The sequence below is a fragment of the Sutcliffiella halmapala genome, from assembly GCF_002019665.1.
GTDB classification, from domain to species: domain Bacteria; phylum Bacillota; class Bacilli; order Bacillales; family Bacillaceae_I; genus Sutcliffiella_A; species Sutcliffiella_A halmapala.
This window is the reverse complement of record NZ_KV917375.1, coordinates 1,364,397-1,387,117: the sequence shown is the minus strand read 5'-3', so window position 1 is coordinate 1,387,117 and position 22,721 is coordinate 1,364,397. Positions and strand designations below refer to the sequence as shown.

The 22,721-nt window shown below is 38.6% G+C and carries 21 protein-coding genes; 3 read left to right on the top strand and 18 right to left on the bottom strand.

Features of this window, described 5'->3' with window-relative positions; translation table 11 throughout:
* The first annotated feature begins 175 nt into the window (after positions 1 to 175).
* Positions 176 to 1,948, top strand: a complete 1,773-nt coding sequence (locus BK580_RS06600) for an N-acetylmuramoyl-L-alanine amidase family protein (RefSeq protein ID WP_078379567.1) — start codon at positions 176 to 178, stop codon at positions 1,946 to 1,948.
* Positions 1,949 to 1,993: 45 nt separating this feature from the next.
* Here the strand turns inward: BK580_RS06600 and dtd are convergent, their stop codons facing one another.
* The 8 genes from dtd to BK580_RS06560 form a co-directional block, all read right to left on the bottom strand.
* A complete protein-coding gene (gene dtd, locus BK580_RS06595) occupies positions 1,994 to 2,434 on the bottom strand; it encodes a D-aminoacyl-tRNA deacylase (RefSeq protein WP_078379566.1) in 441 nt (146 codons plus the stop codon).
* A 14-nt stretch (positions 2,435 to 2,448) separates the two neighbouring features.
* Complete coding sequence (locus BK580_RS06590; protein ID WP_078379565.1) at positions 2,449 to 4,647, bottom strand: RelA/SpoT family protein; 2,199 nt, start codon at positions 4,645 to 4,647, stop codon at positions 2,449 to 2,451.
* Between the two features lie 280 nt (positions 4,648 to 4,927).
* Positions 4,928 to 5,440, bottom strand: a complete 513-nt coding sequence (locus BK580_RS06585) for an adenine phosphoribosyltransferase (protein ID WP_078379564.1) — start codon at positions 5,438 to 5,440, stop codon at positions 4,928 to 4,930.
* 14 nt (positions 5,441 to 5,454) lie between these two features.
* Complete coding sequence (gene recJ, locus BK580_RS06580) at positions 5,455 to 7,800, bottom strand: single-stranded-DNA-specific exonuclease RecJ (protein ID WP_078379563.1); 2,346 nt, start codon at positions 7,798 to 7,800, stop codon at positions 5,455 to 5,457.
* 86 nt (positions 7,801 to 7,886) lie between these two features.
* A complete protein-coding gene (locus BK580_RS06575; protein ID WP_078379562.1) occupies positions 7,887 to 8,174 on the bottom strand; it encodes a LapA family protein in 288 nt (95 codons plus the stop codon).
* Positions 8,175 to 8,201: 27 nt separating this feature from the next.
* Positions 8,202 to 9,095, bottom strand: a complete 894-nt coding sequence (locus BK580_RS06570) for a cation diffusion facilitator family transporter (protein WP_078379561.1) — start codon at positions 9,093 to 9,095, stop codon at positions 8,202 to 8,204.
* A gap of 416 nt (positions 9,096 to 9,511) precedes the next feature.
* Positions 9,512 to 11,764 (bottom strand): protein translocase subunit SecDF, encoded by a 2,253-nt coding sequence (secDF, locus tag BK580_RS06565; protein ID WP_078379560.1) that lies wholly within the window; start codon positions 11,762 to 11,764, stop codon positions 9,512 to 9,514.
* A gap of 202 nt (positions 11,765 to 11,966) precedes the next feature.
* Complete coding sequence (locus BK580_RS06560; protein ID WP_078379559.1) at positions 11,967 to 12,245, bottom strand: post-transcriptional regulator; 279 nt, start codon at positions 12,243 to 12,245, stop codon at positions 11,967 to 11,969.
* Positions 12,246 to 12,404: 159 nt separating this feature from the next.
* Between BK580_RS06560 and spoVB the strand changes: the two genes are divergently transcribed.
* On the top strand, positions 12,405 to 13,961 hold the full coding sequence (gene spoVB / locus BK580_RS06555) for a stage V sporulation protein B (RefSeq protein WP_078379558.1): 1,557 nt from the start codon (positions 12,405 to 12,407) through the stop codon (positions 13,959 to 13,961).
* Positions 13,962 to 14,015: 54 nt separating this feature from the next.
* Here spoVB and BK580_RS06550 read toward each other — a convergent pair whose 3' ends face one another.
* Positions 14,016 to 14,672: a DUF421 domain-containing protein gene (locus tag BK580_RS06550; RefSeq protein ID WP_078379557.1), complete on the bottom strand. Its 657-nt coding sequence runs from the start codon at positions 14,670 to 14,672 to the stop codon at positions 14,016 to 14,018.
* Between the two features lie 178 nt (positions 14,673 to 14,850).
* On the opposite strand from BK580_RS06550, the gene BK580_RS06545 reads away from it, so the two are divergent.
* Complete coding sequence (locus BK580_RS06545) at positions 14,851 to 15,240, top strand: TIGR04086 family membrane protein (RefSeq protein ID WP_078379556.1); 390 nt, start codon at positions 14,851 to 14,853, stop codon at positions 15,238 to 15,240.
* A 53-nt stretch (positions 15,241 to 15,293) separates the two neighbouring features.
* Here the strand turns inward: BK580_RS06545 and yajC are convergent, their stop codons facing one another.
* The 9 genes from yajC to nadE form a co-directional block, all read right to left on the bottom strand.
* The gene (gene yajC / locus BK580_RS06540; RefSeq protein WP_078379555.1) at positions 15,294 to 15,554 is read right to left on the bottom strand and encodes a preprotein translocase subunit YajC; all 261 of its coding nucleotides are present in this window, start codon (positions 15,552 to 15,554) and stop codon (positions 15,294 to 15,296) included.
* A gap of 43 nt (positions 15,555 to 15,597) precedes the next feature.
* On the bottom strand, positions 15,598 to 16,737 hold the full coding sequence (gene tgt, locus BK580_RS06535) for a tRNA guanosine(34) transglycosylase Tgt (RefSeq protein WP_078379554.1): 1,140 nt from the start codon (positions 16,735 to 16,737) through the stop codon (positions 15,598 to 15,600).
* A gap of 20 nt (positions 16,738 to 16,757) precedes the next feature.
* Positions 16,758 to 17,786: a tRNA preQ1(34) S-adenosylmethionine ribosyltransferase-isomerase QueA gene (gene queA, locus BK580_RS06530; protein ID WP_078379553.1), complete on the bottom strand. Its 1,029-nt coding sequence runs from the start codon at positions 17,784 to 17,786 to the stop codon at positions 16,758 to 16,760.
* A gap of 79 nt (positions 17,787 to 17,865) precedes the next feature.
* Entirely contained in the window at positions 17,866 to 18,063 is a 198-nt protein-coding gene (locus BK580_RS06525; RefSeq protein WP_078379552.1) for a DUF2905 domain-containing protein, read from the bottom strand.
* Entirely contained in the window at positions 18,063 to 19,064 is a 1,002-nt protein-coding gene (gene ruvB / locus BK580_RS06520) for a Holliday junction branch migration DNA helicase RuvB (protein WP_078382663.1), read from the bottom strand. The genes BK580_RS06525 and ruvB overlap by 1 nt, the downstream gene beginning before the upstream one ends.
* A gap of 17 nt (positions 19,065 to 19,081) precedes the next feature.
* Positions 19,082 to 19,693, bottom strand: a complete 612-nt coding sequence (ruvA, locus tag BK580_RS06515; protein WP_078379551.1) for a Holliday junction branch migration protein RuvA — start codon at positions 19,691 to 19,693, stop codon at positions 19,082 to 19,084.
* A 232-nt stretch (positions 19,694 to 19,925) separates the two neighbouring features.
* Entirely contained in the window at positions 19,926 to 20,489 is a 564-nt protein-coding gene (locus BK580_RS06510; protein WP_078379550.1) for an intercompartmental signaling factor BofC, read from the bottom strand.
* A gap of 421 nt (positions 20,490 to 20,910) precedes the next feature.
* On the bottom strand, positions 20,911 to 21,663 hold the full coding sequence (locus BK580_RS06505) for a YhcN/YlaJ family sporulation lipoprotein (RefSeq protein ID WP_078379549.1): 753 nt from the start codon (positions 21,661 to 21,663) through the stop codon (positions 20,911 to 20,913).
* A 98-nt stretch (positions 21,664 to 21,761) separates the two neighbouring features.
* Positions 21,762 to 22,502, bottom strand: coding sequence for an NAD(+) synthase (gene nadE, locus BK580_RS06500; protein ID WP_078379548.1), 741 nt, complete (start codon positions 22,500 to 22,502; stop codon positions 21,762 to 21,764).
* Positions 22,503 to 22,721: the final 219 nt, after the last annotated feature.

The following is a 22,721-nucleotide window of genomic DNA, read 5'->3' as shown; positions in this document are numbered from 1 at the left end:
ACCTTAAGCTATTCCCTAACATAAGAGCATTTTTCGGTGTTAAGAAAGTGCTTAAACTTTTTATACACTAACCTCTAGCTTGCCCCTTTTTATAAAAATCTTTCACTATTTGCAGGATTTCTTTATAATTATATAGAAAGTCAAAGGTTAACCATTCAAATAGGAGGCTCCATCATTGCGTCAAAAATTACATACTTTTATTGTGGGAATTATATTTTTTACTACTATTTTTTCTTTTTTGGACGTCCCAGCTGCATTTGCAAATAGAACCATTGAAGTAGCAACAGATGTCCTAAATGTTCGTGAAAAACCGGACGCGAATTCTACTATTATTTCCAAAGTCGTACGGGGAGAAACCTATCCTGTTGTGGAAACTCAAGGAGAATGGTTGAAGATCCAAGTTACATCCAACAAAGCTGGTTGGGTAGCAACTTATCTTGTATCAGAAAACAACCAATCTACCCCTACCCCACAGGGCTCTAATACTTCTTCAGAAGTTCAAGTATTAACCGATGACTTGCGAGTTCGTTCAGGACCAGGTACGAATTTTAACGTGGTAGGCTTTATTCACAGTACAGACCAGGTAAGCTATATCGATCAAAATGAGAACTGGGTGAAAATTAGAACTAATGGAATAGAAGGCTGGGTATCGAATGAATTTGTTAGTATTCATGCTAAAAAGCAGAAGGAAACAACAGATGATTCCGAAAATCAACCTGCTCCAAAAACGAACCAAACAGCAACCGTTACTACAGATGGTTTGAATGTTCGAAGCGAACCATCTACTCAGAGTGAAGTGCTAGATTCTCTTTCAGAAGGAAAAATAGTAAATGTTGTAGAGAAAAGGTCTAATTGGCTAAAAATTTCTTATGACAAGAAAACCGGATGGATTCATCACGACTACGCAAAATTAGAAAATCACAATAGTTCTAACGAAAGCTCTGAAAGTGGGAGTAAAACTAGTGCCACAATATCTGTTTCAGGGTTAAATGTTAGAGAAGAACCTAATCTCAATGGGGAAATTGTGGATCAAATTTTAGAAGGTACGAATGTGACCATCATTAGTGAGAGAAATAATTGGTGCGAAATCGAGTATGACAACGGAAGAACTGGTTGGGTAGCCGGTTGGTTCCTCGAAAAAAAACCATTATCCGTTAACCATTCCACCTTAAATGGGGAAGGAAGCATCATTATTCTCGATAACGGAACAAATATCCGCAATGAACCTACCACTTCTGCTAAAGTTATTTATCGAGCAAATGAAGGTGATTCTTTTCCAATCATTGGTATCGAGAATAACTGGTACAAAATTGAACTATCAGATGGTACAGAGGCATATGTAGCAGGATGGATTGTTGCGACAAAAGGGCAAACACCAACGATTACTAGAGCAGGAGCGGAACAATACTTAAAAAATAAAGTGATTGTCCTTGATCCAGGTCATGGTGGTAGAGATGTGGGTGCTATCGGTGTGCAAGGAACATATGAGAAGGATTTGACTCTACGTACATCCAGATTACTTCAGGATAAACTAAAAGCTGCGGGTGCAACTGTCTTTTTAACGAGACAAAATGATACATTTGTCAGCTTGCCTGCAAGAGCACGAACAGCTAATTATCACGGTGCTGATGCATTTATTAGTATCCATTATGATAGTATCGATGATTCAAGTGTGACTGGGACCACAACATATTACTATCAAGCTCCTGATAAGTATTTAGCAAATTATGTACACCAATCGCTCATACAGTTAACCAATTTACGAGATCGCAATGTCCGTCAGGATAATTACCTTGTTCTAAGAGAAAATCGTCAGCCATCATTATTGCTTGAACTTGGTTATATTAGTAATCGTGGAGAAGAGCTTACGGTGCTTTCGAGTGATTTCCAAGAAAGAGCTTCGACTGCTATTTATCAAGGCTTAGCTCAATATTTCAAAGACAACTAAAAAGACAAGTGCTGTTAAACCAGCACTTGTCTTTTTATGTTTTCTCTATTTACTCTCTACGATTAAAGTCACAGGCCCATCGTTAATAAAATCTACTTCCATCATGGCACCAAACTCACCAGTGGCAACAGTTATCCCTTTATCACGTAGGTTTTCGTTAAAAAATTCATAGATCATTTGGGCATGATCTGGTTTTGCTGCATCCATAAAGTTTGGACGTCTTCCTTTTTTACAATCTCCGTATAATGTAAATTGGGAAACGGAAAGGATCTGGCCCTCCACGTCTAATAAGGATAGATTCATTTTTTCATTTTCATCTTCAAAGATACGCAAGTTCACAATTTTTTCTGCGACATAGGCTGCGTCTTGTACGGAATCTTCATGAGTGACCCCGACAAGTAGCATTAAACCTTTATCAATCTTACCTACTACTTCGTTATCTACACGTACTTCAGCCTTTTTGGCTCGTTGTAACACTACTCTCATTGGAAAACCCTCACTTATTGCATAATTCTTCGCACAGCATAAATATCAGGAATTTGCTTAATTCGCTCTACTACCTTATGCAAATGGCTAATATTATGAATCGCAATTGCCATATGAATGGTTGCCATCTTATTGCGATCTGATCTCCCTGAAACGGCATTTATGTCTGTTTTTGTCTCATTAACCGCCTGTAACACTTCATTTAATAAGCCACGACGATCATAGCCTGTAATTTCAATTTCCACATTATACTCGCGATTATCTTTAAAGTCACTTTCCCATTCTACATCGATAAGGCGGTCGTTAGTCCCTTCGGCTACCACATTAGCACAGTCCGCTCGGTGCACGGAAACACCACGACCTCTTGTGATAAATCCAACGATTTCATCACCAGGAACAGGATTACAACATTTGGAAAGACGGACTAAGAGACTGTCTATTCCTTGAACAACGACTCCCGCATCCTTTTTCTTTTTAGCTGGTACGGTTTTCTTTTTCTCAGCATTCTCTGTGATATCTGTTATTTGCTGTTCTTGATCACGCTTGCGACGCTGTTTTTCGGTTAGACGATTGGCAACTTGTAAAGCTGTGATACCATTATAGCCAACTGCTGCAAACATATCTTCATCGTTCATAAAGTTGAATTTTTCTGCAACTCGATTAATGTTCTCAGCGCTTAATATTTCTTTCAAATCGAAATCCATGCCCTTAACTTCTTTTTCAACAAGGTCTCGTCCTTTTTCAACATTCTCTTCTCTTCTTTGCTTTTTAAAGAACTGACGAATTCTATTCTTCGCCTGAGAAGTTTGCGCTAATTTTAGCCAATCCTGACTTGGGCCATAGGAGTGCTTGGATGTCAAAATTTCAATAATATCTCCTGTTTTTAACTTATAATCAAGTGTTACCATCTTTCCATTCACTTTAGCACCGATTGTTTTGTTACCGATTTCCGAGTGAATTCGATAAGAAAAATCGATGGGAACAGATCCAGATGGAAGCTCAATTACATCGCCTTTTGGTGTAAAGACAAATACCATATCAGAGAAAAGGTCGATCTTCAGAGATTCCATGAATTCTTCTGCATTTGTTGCATCATTTTGCCATTCGAGAATTTCGCGGAACCAGGTTAATTTATCTTCTAAAGTTGCTCGTTCGTCTGCCACTTTATCTTCTTTATACGCCCAGTGAGCAGCGATTCCATATTCAGCGATTTGATGCATTTCAGAAGTACGTATCTGCACTTCAAGTGGATCACCTTTAGGTCCGATAACAGTTGTATGCAACGATTGATACATATTTGGTTTCGGCATTGCAATATAGTCTTTAAATCGACCAGGCATTGGCTTCCAACAGGTATGAATAATGCCAAGTACTGCATAACAATCCTTTATACTGTTAACGATAATACGCACGGCTAACAAATCATAAATTTCGCTAAATTGCTTGTTTTGCATCACCATTTTACGGTAAATGCTATAGATGTGCTTTGGACGTCCAGATAGGTCCGCATCGATGCTTACTTCATCTAAACGTTCATTTACCTCAGTCATAACTTCTGTTATATAAAGTTCACGTTCTGCACGCTTACGTTTCATTAAATTTACAATTCGATAATATTGCTGAGGATTCAGATAACGTAAAGCAGTATCTTCTAATTCCCATTTAATCTTAGAAATTCCTAAACGATGTGCAAGAGGTGCAAATATTTCTAGTGTTTCATTAGATATACGACGCTGCTTTTCTTGCGGAAGATGCTTTAACGTCCTCATATTATGCAGACGATCAGCAAGTTTTATTAATATCACTCGAATATCCTGCGCCATCGCAACGAACATTTTGCGATGATTTTCAGCTTGCTGCTCTTCTTGAGATTTGTATTTAATTTTCCCAAGTTTCGTTACGCCGTCAACAAGCATTGCAACTTCGACATTAAAAGCCTCTTTTATTTCATCCAATGTTACAGAAGTATCTTCTACAACATCGTGAAGAAATCCAGCAGCAATAGTAGATGGATCTAAGTCAAGGTCTACAAGGATTCCTGCGACCTGTATTGGATGTATAATATAAGGCTCACCTGACTTACGATATTGTTCTGCATGAGCATTTTTAGCAAACTCATAAGCCTTTTCTAAAAACGCGATGTCCTCGCTCTTTAAATAGCGCCTCGCATTATCTATCACCTGGTCTGCAGTTAACACTTGCTCATTTGCCATTTTCTACTCACCTTTTGACTTTCTCTTATTTGTATGAAAAATTGAAACGTTTAAATAAAATATATTGTAATTATTATCGTGAAATTTTATGGGAATGTAAAGAGTTTATGTGGCAAAAATAAAGATTTGTCGACATATTTTTTAGGAATCACTGTAAAATAAAGACTATTTTCAAGAATAAAGCTGTAATTCCCTTCTTTTTATGTTCAAGAAGTTTAGTTATTGAGGGGAATATAAGAAAAACTAGAGCAAATTAGAGTTGCTCTAGTCTGTATATGATTTAATATTTCATCAATGTTAGAATATCAAAACCATCTAATTTATCGCGACCATCTAAATAGGATAGCTCAATGAGGAATGCGATTCCAGCTACCACCCCACCTAGCTCTTGTACTAATTTAATGGTTGCATCAATGGTTCCACCTGTTGCTAAAAGGTCATCTGTGATAAGGACGCGTTGTCCTGGTTTAATGGCATCCTTGTGGATCGTTAGAACATCTTTTCCATACTCTAAGCCGTACTCCACTCTTGCTACTTCACGAGGAAGTTTACCTTCTTTACGCACTGGTGCGAAGCCAACCCCTAAAGAGTATGCTACTGGACAACCAATAATAAACCCACGAGCTTCTGGTCCAACAACTACGTCAATTTGCTTTTCACGTGCGTATTCCACGATTTGGTCTGTTGCATAACGATATGCATCGCCATTATCCATTAATGTTGTAATATCTTTAAATTGAATTCCTGGCTTTGGCCAATCAGGAACGATTGTGATAAATTTCTTTAAATCCATCTTCTTTTTTCCTCCTATGAATGAACAGTGCACTGTTTGGTTAGCTGAGTATCAAACCACGCTTTTAATTGTTTAAATGAAGAGTATAAAAACAAGTTTTCAAGCATCACTTGTTGCTGCTTTTTGCGATAAGTAGGAGATTCTTCAAAATCTCGTTTTTTCCCCGCATGATTCAATGCGATAAAGCCCTTGTCTATTGTAACAAATTCTAGTTCAAAAAACACCTGTGACATGAAATCTATTGTTTCCTTTGACCAACCACGATGTTTAGCAATATCTTCTGCGTATCTAGTTAAATCAAACGGCCCTTTTTTAGTTAAGAAAGCATAATACCATTTAAAATGATCTCTTGTCGGGATTGTCGAAAAATAGTGATTTTCTTTTTGATAAAATGAAGCATAGATGCGTGAAGGATTAGCACTTTGTAATAGACTTGCTAGCATTTCTTCTTCACTTGGTATATCCAATAAAACAACATATTTATCATTTAAGTCCACTTCTGTTCCTGTTATTACATGTGTAGTATAAGGAAGAAATTCCTCCCCTAATTTAAGTGCTTCTATTGTTGTCGTATTAAAAAACAGTATTTGTAATTTCTTTTTATCTATTCCTTGTAATGCTTGATTTAACTGTTTAATAGAGCGAATATCAAATAACTGCCATTCTAAAACTCGCAAGTCTTTCACAAAAAGCTGAGGCTTCCTGAAATTATTCCACTCATTAATGGCCAGTTCACCTAAAACATCAAGCGAAGCCGTTGGTGATACATGATGATAGGTTTCACCAAAACCAAATCCAACGCAATCTAATGAACTTCCATCCTTTTCAACCACTAATTTTAAATGATTGTTCTTATTCCCTATTTGACGAATCTGTTGAGGGAAAGCGTTCTTTACTAAAACCTTAGGCTTCGGGTTTGCTACGCCGTATGGTGCAAGTCTTTCTAATTGTTCAATTGTTTCAATCGTTACATCAGCCAAATCGCACTCAATATCTACTTCTGTGATTGGTGTGAAATCTTCTTCTGTTAAAATCTCATTTGCGCGTTCGTTCATTCTAGTACGTAACTCTTCGACATCTTGTAGCTTTAATGTCATACCAGCAGCCATTGGGTGTCCTCCAAAGTGTGGAAGTATATCTCGACAACTAGATAAATTCTCAAAAAGGTCAAAACCAATAATGGAACGGGCTGAACCCTTGGCAATTCCTTTTTCTTCATCTAAGCTCAAGACAATCGTTGGTCGATAGAAGCGGTCAACTAGTCTTGAAGCAACAATCCCGACCACACCAGCATTCCAATTGTAACCTTCTACAATAATAAAAGCATTTTCATCAGGAGAATATTTTTCCTCCACTTGTCGAATGGCTTCTTCGGTAATTTGTGTCACAATTTGCTGTCTCTCTTTATTATAAGCTTCCATTTCTTCTGCAAGCTGTTTTGCTTCTTCCACATCTTCTGTCATCAATAAATGAACAGCGGGATCTGCATCATCCAACCGCCCTACAGCATTGATTCTTGGACCAATAGAAAAACCAATTGTTTCTTCTGTAATGGTATGAGGCTCTACGCCACATTTTTGAAGCAATGCTAGAAGTCCAACCCTTTTTGTTTGTTGCATTTTCTTTATCCCTTTGGAAGCTAACAGTCTATTTTCATCCACAAGTGGCACTAGATCTGCAATCGTTCCTATCGCCGCAATCTCTAATAAGTGCTCAGGATTCTTACCTAAGAGTGCGTGTGCAACCTTATAAGCTACTCCTACCCCAGCTAAATCTTTGAAAGGATATGAGCATGTCTCCTTTTTAGGGTGAATAATAGCAAATGCATCTGGCAATACAGGACCTGGCTCATGATGATCTGTTATGATTAAATCAAGACCCATTTCTTTCGCAATAATAGCTTCATCTAAGGCTGATATCCCCGTGTCTACCGTTATGATAACGGAAAAGCCACTTTCCTTTGCCTGTCTAAAAGCAGCTTCATTTGGTCCATACCCTTCTGTAAAGCGATTAGGTATGTAAAATTCTACAATTACTCCCATCTCACGGAGAGCCGTTACCATCACAGTGGTACTACTCACACCATCTGCATCATAATCTCCGAAAACTAATACCTTTTCTTCATTCTCTTTGGCCTTCTCTATTCTCTTAACGACTTTTTCCATATCTTCTAAAAGATAAGGATCGTGAAATTCCTGATCATGCGTATTTAAAAATTTCTTTGCCGACTCTAGCTCGTCTAGTCCCCTATTTACTAAAAGAGAAGCAATTAGAGGAGCAATCTGTAAGGATTCTGCTAGTTGTTGAACATTTTCTATATTAGGTTTATTTACATTCCAACGTGATTTAGAAGCTAACAAACGAATTCCTCCCTTAGCCTCCCTATTATACTAGAGAGTAGTAGTGCCTTCAATAAAGGTTATTGGAAAAAAGAAAAACACCGACGTTATTGTCCGTGTTTTCTTACCACCTTTGCTTTTCCCTCTTTTTCCTTCAGAAGTGCTTCTGGGTTCTTTTGCTGCATTTTTCTTTTTACGATAACCACCTGATAGATTCCAATCGAACCTGCAATAACAATCCCCATCAAAGTAGAAAATAAAATAACTAAAACTAGCGGCCATTCCGCAGTACCAAATAAAAAATTAACCTCTACTGGCGCAACATTCAATACGGCAAATATTGAAACAATGATTGTAAATACCACTCCGGCCAAAAGATACCACTGTGTTTTCAACTAATCCCCTCCCCAAAATTTAGTATCCTATGAATCAGAATATGGATTAATATGGACAAAAACATCTTGCACATCACTATTTTCAAGAAGTTTTGCCTTTACAACTTTTCCAATCTTGTGTCCTTCTTCCACTGTGATATAAGGATCAACAGAGATTTTCAAGTCAACTATTACATAGTAACCATGCTCTCGAGCGTGAAGTTCGTCTATTTTTTTTACTCCAGGAACAGTCAGGACAACCTCTCGAAACTCCTCCGCATCCTCTTCATGCATCACATGATCCAAAGTATTATGAATGGACTCTTGCCCCAATTTCCATGCCATAAGTATAATAAGAACCGCAACAACTAATCCAGCAACTGGGTCTAAGTATACTAACCAATCAATACCGACGTATTTACCAAAGATGGCCCCAATAATTCCAATTAAAACAGCGATGGAAGCATAAACGTCTGATCGGTGTTCAAAAGCATTAATGATGATGGCATCGCTTTTGATTTTCTTACCTAAATTGTATTTATAGCGGAACATTGCTTCTTTTACGATAATGGAAATAATGACAGCGATGATTGCTACCGATTTGGGTGCTTCTATCGGTTCAAAAAAAGCATAAAAAGATGATTTGCCGATTTCAAATCCAACAATCACCAAGATGACTGCTACGATGATCGCTGCGATATTTTCAGCTTTCCCATGACCATATGGATGATCCTTATCCGGTGGTCTTTTTGCAGCTTTCAGCCCAATATAGACAGCTAAAGAAGCCGTAACATCCGAAGCAGAGTGGGCTGCATCAGCTATTAACGCACGGCTGTTTGCAATAACCCCAATCCACCCTTTAAATATTGCCAAAATGATGTTTCCAACAACCCCTAGCATAGCGGCAAATTCTGCTTTTTTAAACCGCTCTTCATGGTCCATTCTCCCACCCCTTTTCTTCCTTTATTGTACCCGAAATCTTCCACTTCTTTTCCTTAGCTTGAACTTTCTTTATAGAAATTAGCTATCTAAGTGACTAACCCTATGGAAAATGGATGACAAAAATACGAAACTAAGTTCCACATTAAACGTTAATGTTTAACCCGTCTTCCCTGATGATTGTAGTGCAAGGCGTGAGACTCCTGCGGGAATGCGAGTCGAAGGGAGACCCCACAGGCGCCTTTCGCCGAGGAGGCTCCCGAGACCGCCCGCGGAAAGCGAACGGCTGGCACGGAAATCATCAGGGTGTTCAAAAAGGCCATCGTATTTTCAGGGCATCCTAAGAATCAAATGAAACATCCCACTTTTAAAATATATAAAAATGCCACAGAATAATTCTATTCTGCGGCATTCCTTATTTAAACCTCAGGCTCTAAATCCTCAACAGGGGCTTTTTTCACCTTATTCATTTGTTTATGCTTCCAAACTAACCATAACTGTGCAGCAACGAATAATGAAGAGTACGTTCCTACAATAAGTCCAACTAATAAAGCTACAGAAAAGTTAAGAATAGACTCACTTCCAAAAATCATTAACGCAACAACCGCAAACATTACAGTGGCTACCGTGTTAATCGAACGAGTTAAGGTCTGTTGTAAGCTTCGATTAACGACATCAGATAAATCTTCAAAAGTTTTGACTCGTTTCTTCTTCTTCAGATTTTCTCTTATCCGGTCAAAGGTTACAATCGTATCATTCAGTGAATAACCAATAACCGTAAGAATCGCTGCAATGAAGGTAATATCCACCTCTAAACGAGAAATGCTAAAGAACACTAATACAAATAATGCATCAAAGAGCAAGGCAGCAATTGCTGCAAGTGCATATAACCATTCAAATCGAATAGATACATAAATGATTATTCCTATAGACGCTATTAATACCGCATAAATTGCATTAAGCGCAAGCTCTTGACCGACCGTCGGAGAAACGCTACTTATATTAGGCTCAGATCCAAATTTCTCAGAGAAAAGTGCTTTAATTTGTGCGATTTCTGACTGAGAAAAGCTATCTAAAAATCGCGCAACAGCGATTTCACTATTATTACCTGATAAGATGACGTCCCTTGGCTCAAGATTAATTGAAGAAAATTCTTCCTGAACTTCTTCTACTGTTAGGGAAGTTTCACTTAAGATCTCCACTCGTGTCCCACTGGCAAAATCGATGCCTAAATTTAACCGGAAAGCTGCTAGAATGATAATACCGGCTACTACCATCACACCTGAGAACACGAGCATTTTTTTGCGATATTTTAGGAAATTCCAATTTTCGAATTTATTTGGTGGTTCGGTAAATTCATCTGTTTGATTGATATCTAATATATCCTTCTTATTCACACCGAATAGTTGTGGCTTATTATTTAAAGCACGACTATTCACCAATAATCCTAGTAATAAACGGCTTCCAACAATAGCTGTTAAAAAGCTTAGTAAAATACTAACAATTAACATAGTAGCAAACCCTTGAACAGAGCTTGTCCCGAAGATAAACATAACAACGGCTACAAGTAAGGTTGTTATGTTTGCATCCATAATCGTAGAAAGCGAATTTCTATTTCCAGAACGGAAAGCAGACATCGTAGACTTACCTAATTTTAATTCTTCTCTTATGCGCTCATAGGTGAGAATATTGGCATCAACTGCCATCCCTACCCCTAGAATAAGTGCCGCTACACCCGGTAATGTCAATACACCATTCATAAGATTAAAAACAAGCATAACTAAAAAGATATAAACGCTTAAGGTCACAACTGCAACGATACCCGGTAAGCGGTAGACAACTAGCATAAACACGAAAATAGCTGCAATCCCAATAATACCAGCAAGAACTGTCGTCTCCAATGCAGCTTCACCGAATTGTGCTCCTACAGAAGTAGAATATACTTCTTCTAGTTCTACAGGCAGGGAACCAGCATTTAATAGGTCCGCCAATTCTTTGGCAGAAGGGACTGTAAAGTTTCCACCGGTTATTTGTACAGAGGTGTCATTAAAAACTTGGCTAACACCTGCCGAAGAAAGAAACTTTGGATCTTGTTTTTGGGCCTCTGCTTGATAGGAGTCCACTCCCTCTTCAAAATCAAGCCAGATAACCATTAAGTTGCGTCCTGGCCCCATTTCAACAACTTGGCGGGTAACTGCAGCAAATTGCTCAGCTGAACGCAAAGTAAGAGCAACACTCGGTTTATTATCTCTATCAAAGGATTGGGATGCTCCCCCCTCTGCCAAGGCAGATCCATCCATCAATAAGTTATCATCAATGTCTCGAAAAGTTAATTTCGCCTCTGTCGATAATATTTCGCGCGCTTTGGACTGGTCATCAACCCCCGCAAGCTGCACACGAATGCGATCATCGCCTTCAATTTGGATTCTAGGCTCACTAACCCCTAATACATTCACACGTTTATTAAGGGCACTTACAGTGCTGACGAGTGTATCACGGTCAATGGTGCTCTCTTCATTAATCGGCTTAACCTGATACAGTACTTCAAATCCACCTTGTAAGTCTAAGCCTAACTTCGTATTGTTTGCTACTGGATTGGCGAAAATTCCAATTGAACTTCCAATCAAAACGAGAAGTAATAAGAACGCCACTATCCGACTTCTTTTAACCACGAAAAATCCTCCTTCTGTTATTACAATGGGTGAGTTTTACTTTCAAATTAATAAATTGGCGAAAACATAGTCTTCTCTTTTCTATTTATGTAAAAAGTGCACAAATCTAAAAATGATTTTTTCAAAAAAAGCCAATATTTTGCCATCAAGAATCATTATGAGTTAACTCTTTCTCACTGTCAATTATTGTTGAAAATGAATCTCAATCTTTCCGTTCTAAAAAATAATTCGGTGCTTTATACGCTTCAATGGTGATATAGCTCATGTAATCAGTGATCGCTAGGCTATAAACATCATTTACAAGTTGATGTAGCATCTTAGATTCTGGACGCTTCCACATTTTTTTCGTTAAGCATTCCCATAATTCATTCTCAGATATCGTATCATAGCCAAATAGTTGAAATTCCTCGAGCTTGCTTTGCAAAACAGGCGTTAAGTCACTTCGGAAAAGATCATAAGCATGATAATTCGTTTCTTTCATCGCTTGTACCTCCATTCTAGTACTACTATTGAAATTATATTGATTAATGAAGTACTTTTCTCTCTAAAAAGCAACTAATTCCTTGTCATGCTTGGCCTATGTACAAGCATATAGATAATTGTATACGATAAGACGTCAATTGAGAAGGCAGGTTATAGCATGACAAAGCAAACCTTTTTAAAGGGAACGTTAATACTTATTATAGCTGGATTTATTACCCGAATATTGGGGTTTATTAATCGCATTGTGGTAGCAAGGTTTATAGGCGAGGAAGGCGTAGGCCTCTATATGATGGCAGTTCCGACTCTCGTGCTTACTATTACGATCACTCAATTAGGATTACCTGTTGCTATTTCAAAGCTTGTTGCTGAGGCAGAAGCACAGGGGAATCACAGGAAGGTAAAGAAAATCCTCGTCGTCTCGCTTGCAACGACGGGAGCCTTAAGCTTAATTTTCACACCAGCAATGATTCTCCTAGCTCCATATTTATCGAATCATTTGTTTACTGATCCAAGAACTTATTATCCGCTCCTAGCTATTGCGCCAGTTGTCCCGATTATTGCGATCTCTTCTGTTCTACGAGGATACTTCCAAGGTAAGCAAAATATGAAGCCTTCTGCTATCTCTCAAGTTATTGAGCAAGTGGTACGTATCTCGTTAGTTGCAGCATGTACAAAGGCGCTTCTCCCTTATGGAATAGAATTTGCTGCGGCCGGTGCGATGCTTTCTGCTGTCGTTGGGGAATTAATCTCCTTACTTTACATGATTTTCGTTTTCAAAAACAAAAAGAAATTTCGATTACGGGCTAAGTTTTTTAGTTATGTTGGAGAAGGAAAGCAAACCTTCAACGACTTGATGCGCATTGCGATACCTACTACCGGTAGTAGAATGATTGGTTCCATTGCCTGGTTCTTTGAGCCGATTGTAGTAGCGCAAAGCTTAGCCATCGCTGGTGTTGCAACTTCTCTTGCAACGAAACAATACGGGGAGCTTGTTGGGTTTGCCCTTCCACTCCTTATGCTACCATCCTTTATTACTTATTCCTTATCCACCGCCTTAGTTCCTGCAATAAGTGAAGCGGCTGCAAAAAAAAATACTATTCTAATCGAACATCGACTCCAACAAGCACTCCGTTTGTCCTTCGCGACAGGTGGGATTGCTGTAGTATTACTCTTTGTTTTTGCCGACCCCATAATGCTCTTAATGTACGGAAGTAGTAAAGCTGCCATTTATATTAAAGTAATGGCGCCTTTTTTCTTGTTCTATTATTTCCAAGGTCCTTTGCAAGCTACTCTTCAAGCATTAGACCTTGCTAAGGCTGCGATGATCAATAGTTTTATCGGAGCTTTTGTGAAAACGGCCGTAATCTTTGTACTTGCAAGCAAACCAGCCTTTGGAATTATGGGCGCGGCTCTTGGTATTGTGATAGGGATGATGCTAGTAACACTCTTACACATGGCGACAATCATGAAGGTTCTCTCTTACTCTTTATATGTGAGGGATTATGTAAAGAGCGGAATTACTATGGCGATTTGTACGCTTAGCGGTAAATGGATGTATGATCATTTGCTGTTAGATGTTTCTCTCGGTCAACGAAGCGTTCTATTTATTGCACTGACTTGCTGTTTATATATCGCTTTATTATTGTTATTTGGTCTAGTGAAGCGTGAAGAACTCGCTCGTGTACCATTTATTAAGAAGTGGATTACTAAATAAATCAAAAAATGCACAAAGAAGAAGTGGCTCTCTCCAAGAGAAATCCACTTCTTTTTACTCCTCCTTTATGTCTATAAAAAACACCCCATTGTTAAAGCTACAAAATGAAATGTTTTTAAAGTCTTTATACCCAAGTCCACGTAATTGTTGACGTAACCATAAATTTGTTTTCCCGATTTCTACTAGATGCTCTTCTTGAATAACCCCGTCCATAATAAGTGGTAAATTAAGTGTACCTTCTTCATTGTTTTCTTTATCTTGATTTTTTTCAAAAACAGATAATTTACCTGATGCTTCCAAAATGGCGAACTCTACGTCAGCTACATTTTTAACATTTTTTTCTCTAAGCTGAACAAGTAAATCATCAAAATTGTAACGCTGCTTTTTCATTGCTTTTTCATCTATTTTCCCTTTATTAATGATGACACTTGGCTTTCCGTCTATTATATCTCTTATCCGTTGACTCTTAAGGGAAATGTATGCCAGGACTATTTGAACCCCCATCAAGATGAACATTGGTAATAAGGCGGTAAGCAATTCATCTTTCGGATTTTCAATCGCCACTACAGCTAACTCCGCAATCATAATAAATACAACCAAATCAAGAACGCTCAACTCTCCAATTTCTCTCTTGCCCATGACACGGAAGATAAAGAGTATCACGATATATAAGAAAATGGTCCGTGCAATGATAATAACGTACTCTTCCATCGTTTCGTCTGCCTCCTTTGTAATCAAAGGTCTAAAAGAATACAATGTTACTTCTATTCTTTACTCCCCCCAAAAAATCATGTACAGAAGCATTTTCCAAAAAAATTTATATTCTATATTTTAAATGTTGTGAATATGCTTGTATTACTTAGCATGTACTAGGAAGGGAGAGAGGAACATGGAATCAAAGAGACTAGGGCTTGCCATAATGTATGGCCTCATCACCATTTTTATATTTGCGATAGCTACCAGCTTGATTTTTTCTTTATTATTACGATTGACGGCATTACAAGAGTCTAGTGTAGCGTGGATTATACTAACTTTATCATTTTTAGCTTTATTTATTGGAGGGTTCGTTTCAGGAGGAAAAGGGAAAGAAAAAGGCTGGATTCTCGGAGCCGCTACAGGAGGAGCCTACACACTTGTTATTTTCCTATTTCAATACTTAGGAAACGACTCATTATTCTCGATTCATCAATTATTGTTTCATCTTGGATTTATTGGAGTCGCTACTTTAGGAGGAATTATTGGGGTGAATCTAAGTGGTGGAGGAGTAGCAAAAGTCTAATTAAAAAGAGCATGGTCCCAAAAATGGTGGCCATGCTCTTTTATAAAACTTAATTAGTCTTTGTTTACATCTCTAATCGCTTGACGATCGTATGTAAGACGAGATCCGTCACCTGCTTTTAGAACGATTTTGTCCTCATCAAGTGCATCCACGATTCCGTGTAAGCCACCAATTGTGACAATTCTGTCTCCCTTTTGCAGGTTTGTTTGCATTTCACGAACTTGCTTTTGACGTTTTTGCTGTGGACGTATTAGTAAGAAGTAGAAAATAGCAAACATTAATAGTAAAGGCCAAATTACTCCAAGAATATCCATCTATAGTTCCTCCTTTCTTTCATTTGATTTATTGGAAGAGGTTTTAGAAGTTTTTAGCGTTAGGTTTATTAAAACCATATTTCTCAAAAAACTCTTCTTTGAAGTCACCAAGTCGATCTTCTCTGATCGCTTGACGGACTTGCTCCATTAATTTTACCAGAAAATAAAGGTTATGGTAAGTTGTTAAGCGAATTCCTAAAGTTTCTTCACATTTTATTAAGTGACGGATGTACGCTCTGGAATAATTTTTACAAGTATAGCAATCACACTCAGGGTCTAAAGGACCGAAATCACGGGCGAATTTCGCGTTTTTCACGACTAAGCGCCCTTCACTAGTCATTAATGTCCCATTACGTGCAATTCTAGTCGGTAGTACGCAATCAAACATATCAATCCCACGAATTGCTCCATCAATTAGAGAATCCGGTGAACCTACCCCCATTAAATAACGCGGTTTATTTGTTGGCAACCAAGGGGTTGTAAATTCTAATGCACGATTCATCACATCTTTCGGTTCTCCTACTGATAATCCACCAATGGCATAACCAGGGAAATCCATGGAAATTAAGTCCTGTGCACTTTGCTTGCGCAAGTCTTCATACTCTCCACCTTGTACGATTCCAAATAACCCTTGATCGTGTGGTCTTTGGTGTGCGTTTAGACAACGCTCTGCCCATCTAGACGTACGTTCCACTGAGCGCTTCATATACTCATGAGTAGCTGGGAACGGTGGACATTCGTCAAATGCCATCATAATATCAGAACCTAAGTCATTCTGTATTTGCATTGCTTTTTCTGGAGATAAGAAAAGCTTGTCTCCGTTCATATGATTGCGGAAATGAACCCCTTCTTCTTCAATTTTGCGGAATTCACTTAAACTAAATACTTGAAATCCACCTGAATCAGTTAAAATAGCACGATCCCAGTTCATAAATTTATGAAGGCCGCCCGCTTCTTTTACAATCTCATTTCCAGGACGAAGCCATAAGTGGTAGGTATTACTTAAAATGATACCGGCTCCCATTTCTTTAATGTCCTCTGGTGACATCGTTTTTACCGTAGCCAATGTTCCCACCGGCATAAATACTGGTGTCTCAAAAGACCCGTGTGGTGTGTGCACGATGCCAAGACGTGCTCCTGTTTGTTTACATGTTTTAATTAATTCATATCTAATTGCTGTCATTGGATTCTCCTTAGTACCTCTTATATAATCAGCATCGCGTCTCCAAAGCTGAAAAAACGAAACCTTTCCTTTACTGCTTCCTCATATGCGTTCATAACTTGTTCTCGTCCAGCAAGGGCACTTACTAACATAATTAAGGTTGATTTTGGTAGATGGAAGTTTGTAATCATTCCATCTATTGCGTTAAATTTATAGCCTGGATAGATAAATATGTTGGTCCACCCACTTGCTTCGACAAACTCACTATGATCTCGTGCAATCGTCTCCAAGGTTCTTGTAGAAGTGGTCCCTACTGTAATAATTTTCCCGCCTTGTGAGCGAACATCATTTAACAGTCGTGCTGTCCCTTCTGTTATTTGATAAAATTCTGCATGCATATCATGCTCTTCTACTGTATCCACACTCACTGGCCTGAAAGTACCTAGCCCTACATGTAGTGTGATGAAAGCTGTGTGAACTCCGCGGTTATGAAGTTCATCTATAAGCTCTTCTGTAAAATGTAGACCTGCTGTTGGAGCAGCGGCAGAGCCTGTTTCTCTAGCAAAAACCGTTTGATAACGGTCACGGTCTTCTAATTGTTCCTTAATATAAGGTGGCAGTGGCATTTCCCCTAAAGAATCTAGTACTTCATAAAAGATTCCCTCGTAACGAAATTCTAATTGCCGTCCTCCGTGCTCACTTTCATTTACACAGATAGCTGTCAATCTGCCATCGCCAAACGAAAGTTCGGTTCCTACTTTTACGCGTTTTGCTGGCTTAATGAGGGTTTCCCACGTGTCGCCTTCGATTTGCTTTAACAGTAGTACTTCTATCTTAGCTCCTGTTCCAGCCTTTACACCGAAAAGTCTAGCAGGTAATACTCTCGTATCATTTAGTACTAGACAGTCGCCCTCTTTTACATATTCTAAAATAGAACGAAAAGAGTTTTCGTGTTTAATTGCACCTGTATCTTTGTTTAATACCATTAATCGTGAGGCTTCCCTTTGTTCAAGAGGAGTTTGTGCAATTAGTTCCTCTGGCAAATGGAAATCAAATAATTCTATTTTCATACGTTCACCTTTTCTTCTTTCCTTTTGACTCTCTTAAACGCCGCTGTTGATTTAACAAAGTTTTTCCATTTATAACTTTTTAACGAAAACGACCAATAAAATAAAAGATAAGACTAAGTACCACACTAATAATGATAGAGGTGACAATTGGGAAAAAGAAGGTGAAGTTCCCTTTTTTCACTACAATGTCTCCAGGGATTTTCCCAATAACTTGCCATAATAGTCCTACTAAAAGTAAGATTCCCCCAACGACCATCAACATCTTAGGAAGTTCCATTATTCGTTAGGCACCTCCATATTAAAGTGGCGATATACTAAATCCGTCACTACTCGACCTCTTGGTGTTCTTTGTAAAAATCCAATTTGCAGAAGATATGGTTCATACACATCTTCAATAGTGTGAGACTCCTCGCCAATTGTTGCTGCAATTGTATCTACCCCAACTGGACCACCACGGAACTTTTCAATAATTCCCATTAGGAGTTTATGATCGATATGATCTAACCCGAGTCGGTCAACTTGTAGTCGATCCAATGCCTCTTTTGCTAGAGAAACATTAATCGTAGTTTTCCCTAAAACTTGAGCAAAATCACGGACTCGTCTTAATAATCTATTTGCTATACGAGGTGTTCCCCTCGATCTTCTACTAATTTCATGAGCTGCATCTTCATCTAATCCAATATCAATAATTTGTGCGGTACGCATGCAAATTTCTGTTAATTGCTCTTCATTATAGTACTCAAGACGACTTAATACACCAAATCGATCTCTTAGGGGAGCCGTTAGGAGCCCCACTCTTGTTGTAGCACCAACAAGAGTAAAAGGTGGAAGGTCCAAACGTACAGATCTGGAGCTAGGACCTTTTCCTATCACAATATCTAAGCAATAGTCTTCCATCGCTGGATAAAGAACTTCTTCAATGGATCGATGAAGCCGATGAATCTCATCAATAAATAAGACATCACCCGGTTCTAATGAAGAAAGGATTGCAGCCAAGTCTCCAGGACGTTCAATGGCAGGACCTGCCGTTGTTCTAAGCTGCACACCCATTTCATTAGCTATAATCGCAGCCAAGGTTGTTTTTCCAAGTCCAGGAGGCCCATACAAGAGTACATGATCCAAGGTTTCTTGCCTCATTTTTGCTGCCTGTATGAATACTTCTAAGTTTGCTTTGACCTTATCTTGTCCGATATATTGTTGTAACGTTTGAGGCCGTAAACTAAATTCTAAGGATTGATCTTCCAGTGTCGCATCCCTTGATACCATTCGGTCATCCATCATATACTCTCACCTCCTTACTTTAGGAGTAGCTGTAACGCTCTCTTAATATATTGATCTGTTGTTAGCTCTTCTTTCTGTAATGCGGGCATGATTTTCTTTATTTCCCGTTCGCCATACCCAAGGACCTGTAACGCTTCCAACGCTTCCTCGAGCGCGACGTTGTCTGTGTTTGTATTAGGTACATCCACACCTGGTTGAAACAGATCAGGAAAGGCACTTGGTACAAGGTCGTTTAGCTTACCCTTTAGATCCAGTATAATTTGCCTTGCTGTCTTTTTTCCTACCCCAGGAAATTTAACAAGGAACTTTTCATCCTCATTTTCTATGGCATGAACCACTTGTGCTGGTTGACCAGATGCGAGGATTGCTAATGCTCCCTTGGGACCTATCCCTGTCACATTAAGCAGCTTCATAAAAAGGTTTTTATCTTCTCTCGTTTTAAATCCATAAAGAGCAAGAATATCCTCTCTTACATGCTGATATGTAAAAATTGTCACTTCTTTATCTCGATTTACTGAGTAAATGAAAGGATTTGGAGTGTGAACTTGGTAGCCAACACCCATCACTTCCACTACTACGTACTCTGGGGATACATATTCCACGAAACCTCTAATAAAATCTATCAATGTTACGAGACTCTCCTTTAATTATCATCTGCTCTCCATTTTACCATAAAGTTCTGCTAAGCATCATTTGATTAGATAAAGGATTTGTATCGTTATTATTGTAAATGGCAGGGTGATTTTTTATGTTAAAAAGGACCAAAAGAAAAAGATAGCATACTTTGAATCAATTGTTAAGCTATCTTCTTGTTCTTTTACATGCTGAAAAACAGACTAGCGAAATCGCCAGCCTGTTTTATTGTTTTTGAGAAGAATATCGTTTAAATGTTTCCAATACCTGCACATAATCGTCTTTCGTTACTACTTTTATGCCACCTTTTAACTGTTGATGTTGGTGACTTTCTAATTTCCCTACATCAATTTGAAAGAAAGATTGTATGATTTTTGAAGCTTCTTGTGGCTTGCCTTCAAAAATCGTCAAGACTCCGTCACCTGATAATCCGAAATAGCCGTTTGTCTTTAATAATGGTGAAATATCATCAACATATTGTTGAAAAACAACTTGCTCTTCATCTAAATCTATTACTTGCCATTCCTCATATTCTGCCCAAAAATCCTCCATTGCCCAAACCGTTTCTTGTAATGTTTCCTCACTAACTTCTCCATCTAAATAAATGCGTTCTAGCACGACTTTTAGTGTTAAAGGTGCATTAACTTCATAGGCGTCTAATACTTCTTCACTGACATTCTGGGGTTCATCAGCAGCACTTTGGTAAGCGGAAAAGGTGTAGAGTATTCCACAAGTAGTAATAAATGCGACGACGATAAACCATGTTGGTTTTGGAATGATGGGTTTCATCTTGGATAACCCCCCTCACATTCTATAAGATTTCTTACCTGAAAGTATTTAAGCTAGTCTTTACTTTTTTAGTTTGACCAATTTAGGAAGATTTAACCTAGAGTTTTTAAAATAGTTTTGTTTCAGCGTGTAATGTAAGTGTGAGTAGGATTGGTTGGGGGGTATTTAAATTGCTAAATATGAGAACATATCGGGGTTACATGAGAAACTTGGAAAGAAGCGTGAGAACCTACTGGAGTTACGTGAGAACCTTGGAAAGAAGCGTGAGAACTTATTGGAGTTACGTGAGAACCTTTGGTTGTCAATTGTTCTTTGAAAGTTGGGGGTTTTAAATTTTTTGATGTAAGTTGTTTTAGGAAATTATTGATTAAATAGGAAAGAGGCAGATTGTGGTCTGCCTCTTTTTTGATGGTACTTGTTGTTAACGATTTGGTAAGGTTGTGTTGATTAGGTCTCGGATTTTATTGTTGATGTCGTCTACTGGACCTCCGTCACGTAGGTCATTGTCTACTCCGAGTACTGTGGTGAATGCTCCTTGGTCTACTACGACGCGACAGTCTTTTCCATTAACTAGTGGTTGGACTGCGCGGCGGACGTCTTGGCGTACTTTTTGTTCACTTGCACCGTTCTGTGGCTCAACAGCTACTAAGATGTCATTGCCATAGGCTACGGCACGGACGTCTTCTACACCTTTCACTTTTGAGGCACGGTCAGCAAGTTGTTCTGTTAGACGGCCTTGATAGTTGTTGTAGTAAGATGGATCAGCGGTGCGCTCTAGGCCGTTTAATTGCCCATGATAGTTGATATCTTTACGGCTAAAGTTTGGTGCACGATCTCGATCTCCAAACATCCCTCCTCTATTCCCTGTAGGAAGAGGAGCAGTACGGTTACGGGCATTGTTATGATTATTACGCTCACCATAGATTACAGCACGGTCCATTATCTCATTTAATGGGCCATCGTTATCATTTAATCGATATGCGCTTCTTCTGTCATTGCTCACTTGGCGGTTACGGTCATGGTTTACATATGGGTTGTTTTCGCTCGTATAATAGCCAATAGGTCTTGTTTCTTCATAATACCTATTGTCTGCGGCTCTATCCCCGGTTCCACATCCTGCTAATCCACCTAATAAAAATGCAGCTGAAGTAACGGTTAAGACAGACTTCCTCAATGTAAAAACCCCCTAACCAGTCAATTGAGTACATGATGTACTCCTCCTTAGCTTGACTAATTAAGGGGTGTTTTATTTTGTCAGTTCCAACCAACTGCTTAAAACTTTGGAGGAGCAAATGCTAACTGACGTTTATGTTCAGTTCTTTTGTGCATGGAATCAATGATTAGCTTATCTTTTTCAGGAATTTGTTCTCCTTTTAAGTAGCTATCGATCATATTATAGGTAGTGCCCATCTCATTTTCATCCGTTTGCCCTTCCCAAAGTCCTGCGCTTGGTGGCTTATTAATAATAGAATCTGGTACACCAAGAACTTTAGCCATGTCACGAACTTCACCTTTAGTAAAATGGACGAGCGGCACAAGATCCACTCCACCGTCACCATACTTCGTAAAGTAACCTGTGTGCCATTCAGCAGCGTTATCTGTACCAACAACTAAATAACCATAGTTATTTGCTACTGCATAGAGTGTCGTCATTCTTAAACGCGCACGGGTATTGGCATCTCCAAGTCGTGCAGTCGCTTCATTCCATTCTCCTTTTTCTTTTAATTGCTGCTCCATTACGGAGAAAAGGGCGGTATGAGTTTGAGAAAGATCAATCGTTGTGTGATTAATTCCACAGCTTTCGATTACTTCCAACGCATATTCTTGGTCTTTGGGATCACTTTTGCATGGCATAATGACACCTAATGATTGCTCTGGAAAAGCTCTTTTGATTAAATGAGCTACTACAGCAGAGTCAATCCCTCCGCTTACTCCAACAATGGCACCGTTTAATCCTGCTTCTTCTACTTTATCTTGTATCCACTGTACAATTTTAGAAATTTTTTCTTCCATTGCTTATTCTTCCCTCCTAATGACAATATACATTATTGTATCATTTTGTGATAATTCGTCAAAAATTGTTTGCCTAAATTCCAAGTTTTAAGAAATAAGGAGAGCTATATTAAGTAATTTCACTAATAAAAGCAGAATTAAACCACTCCTACTGAGGATAGGTTCCATCGAACTAGCAAAAAAGACAGAAGAAGAGACGATTTCTAGTGAAATCGTCTC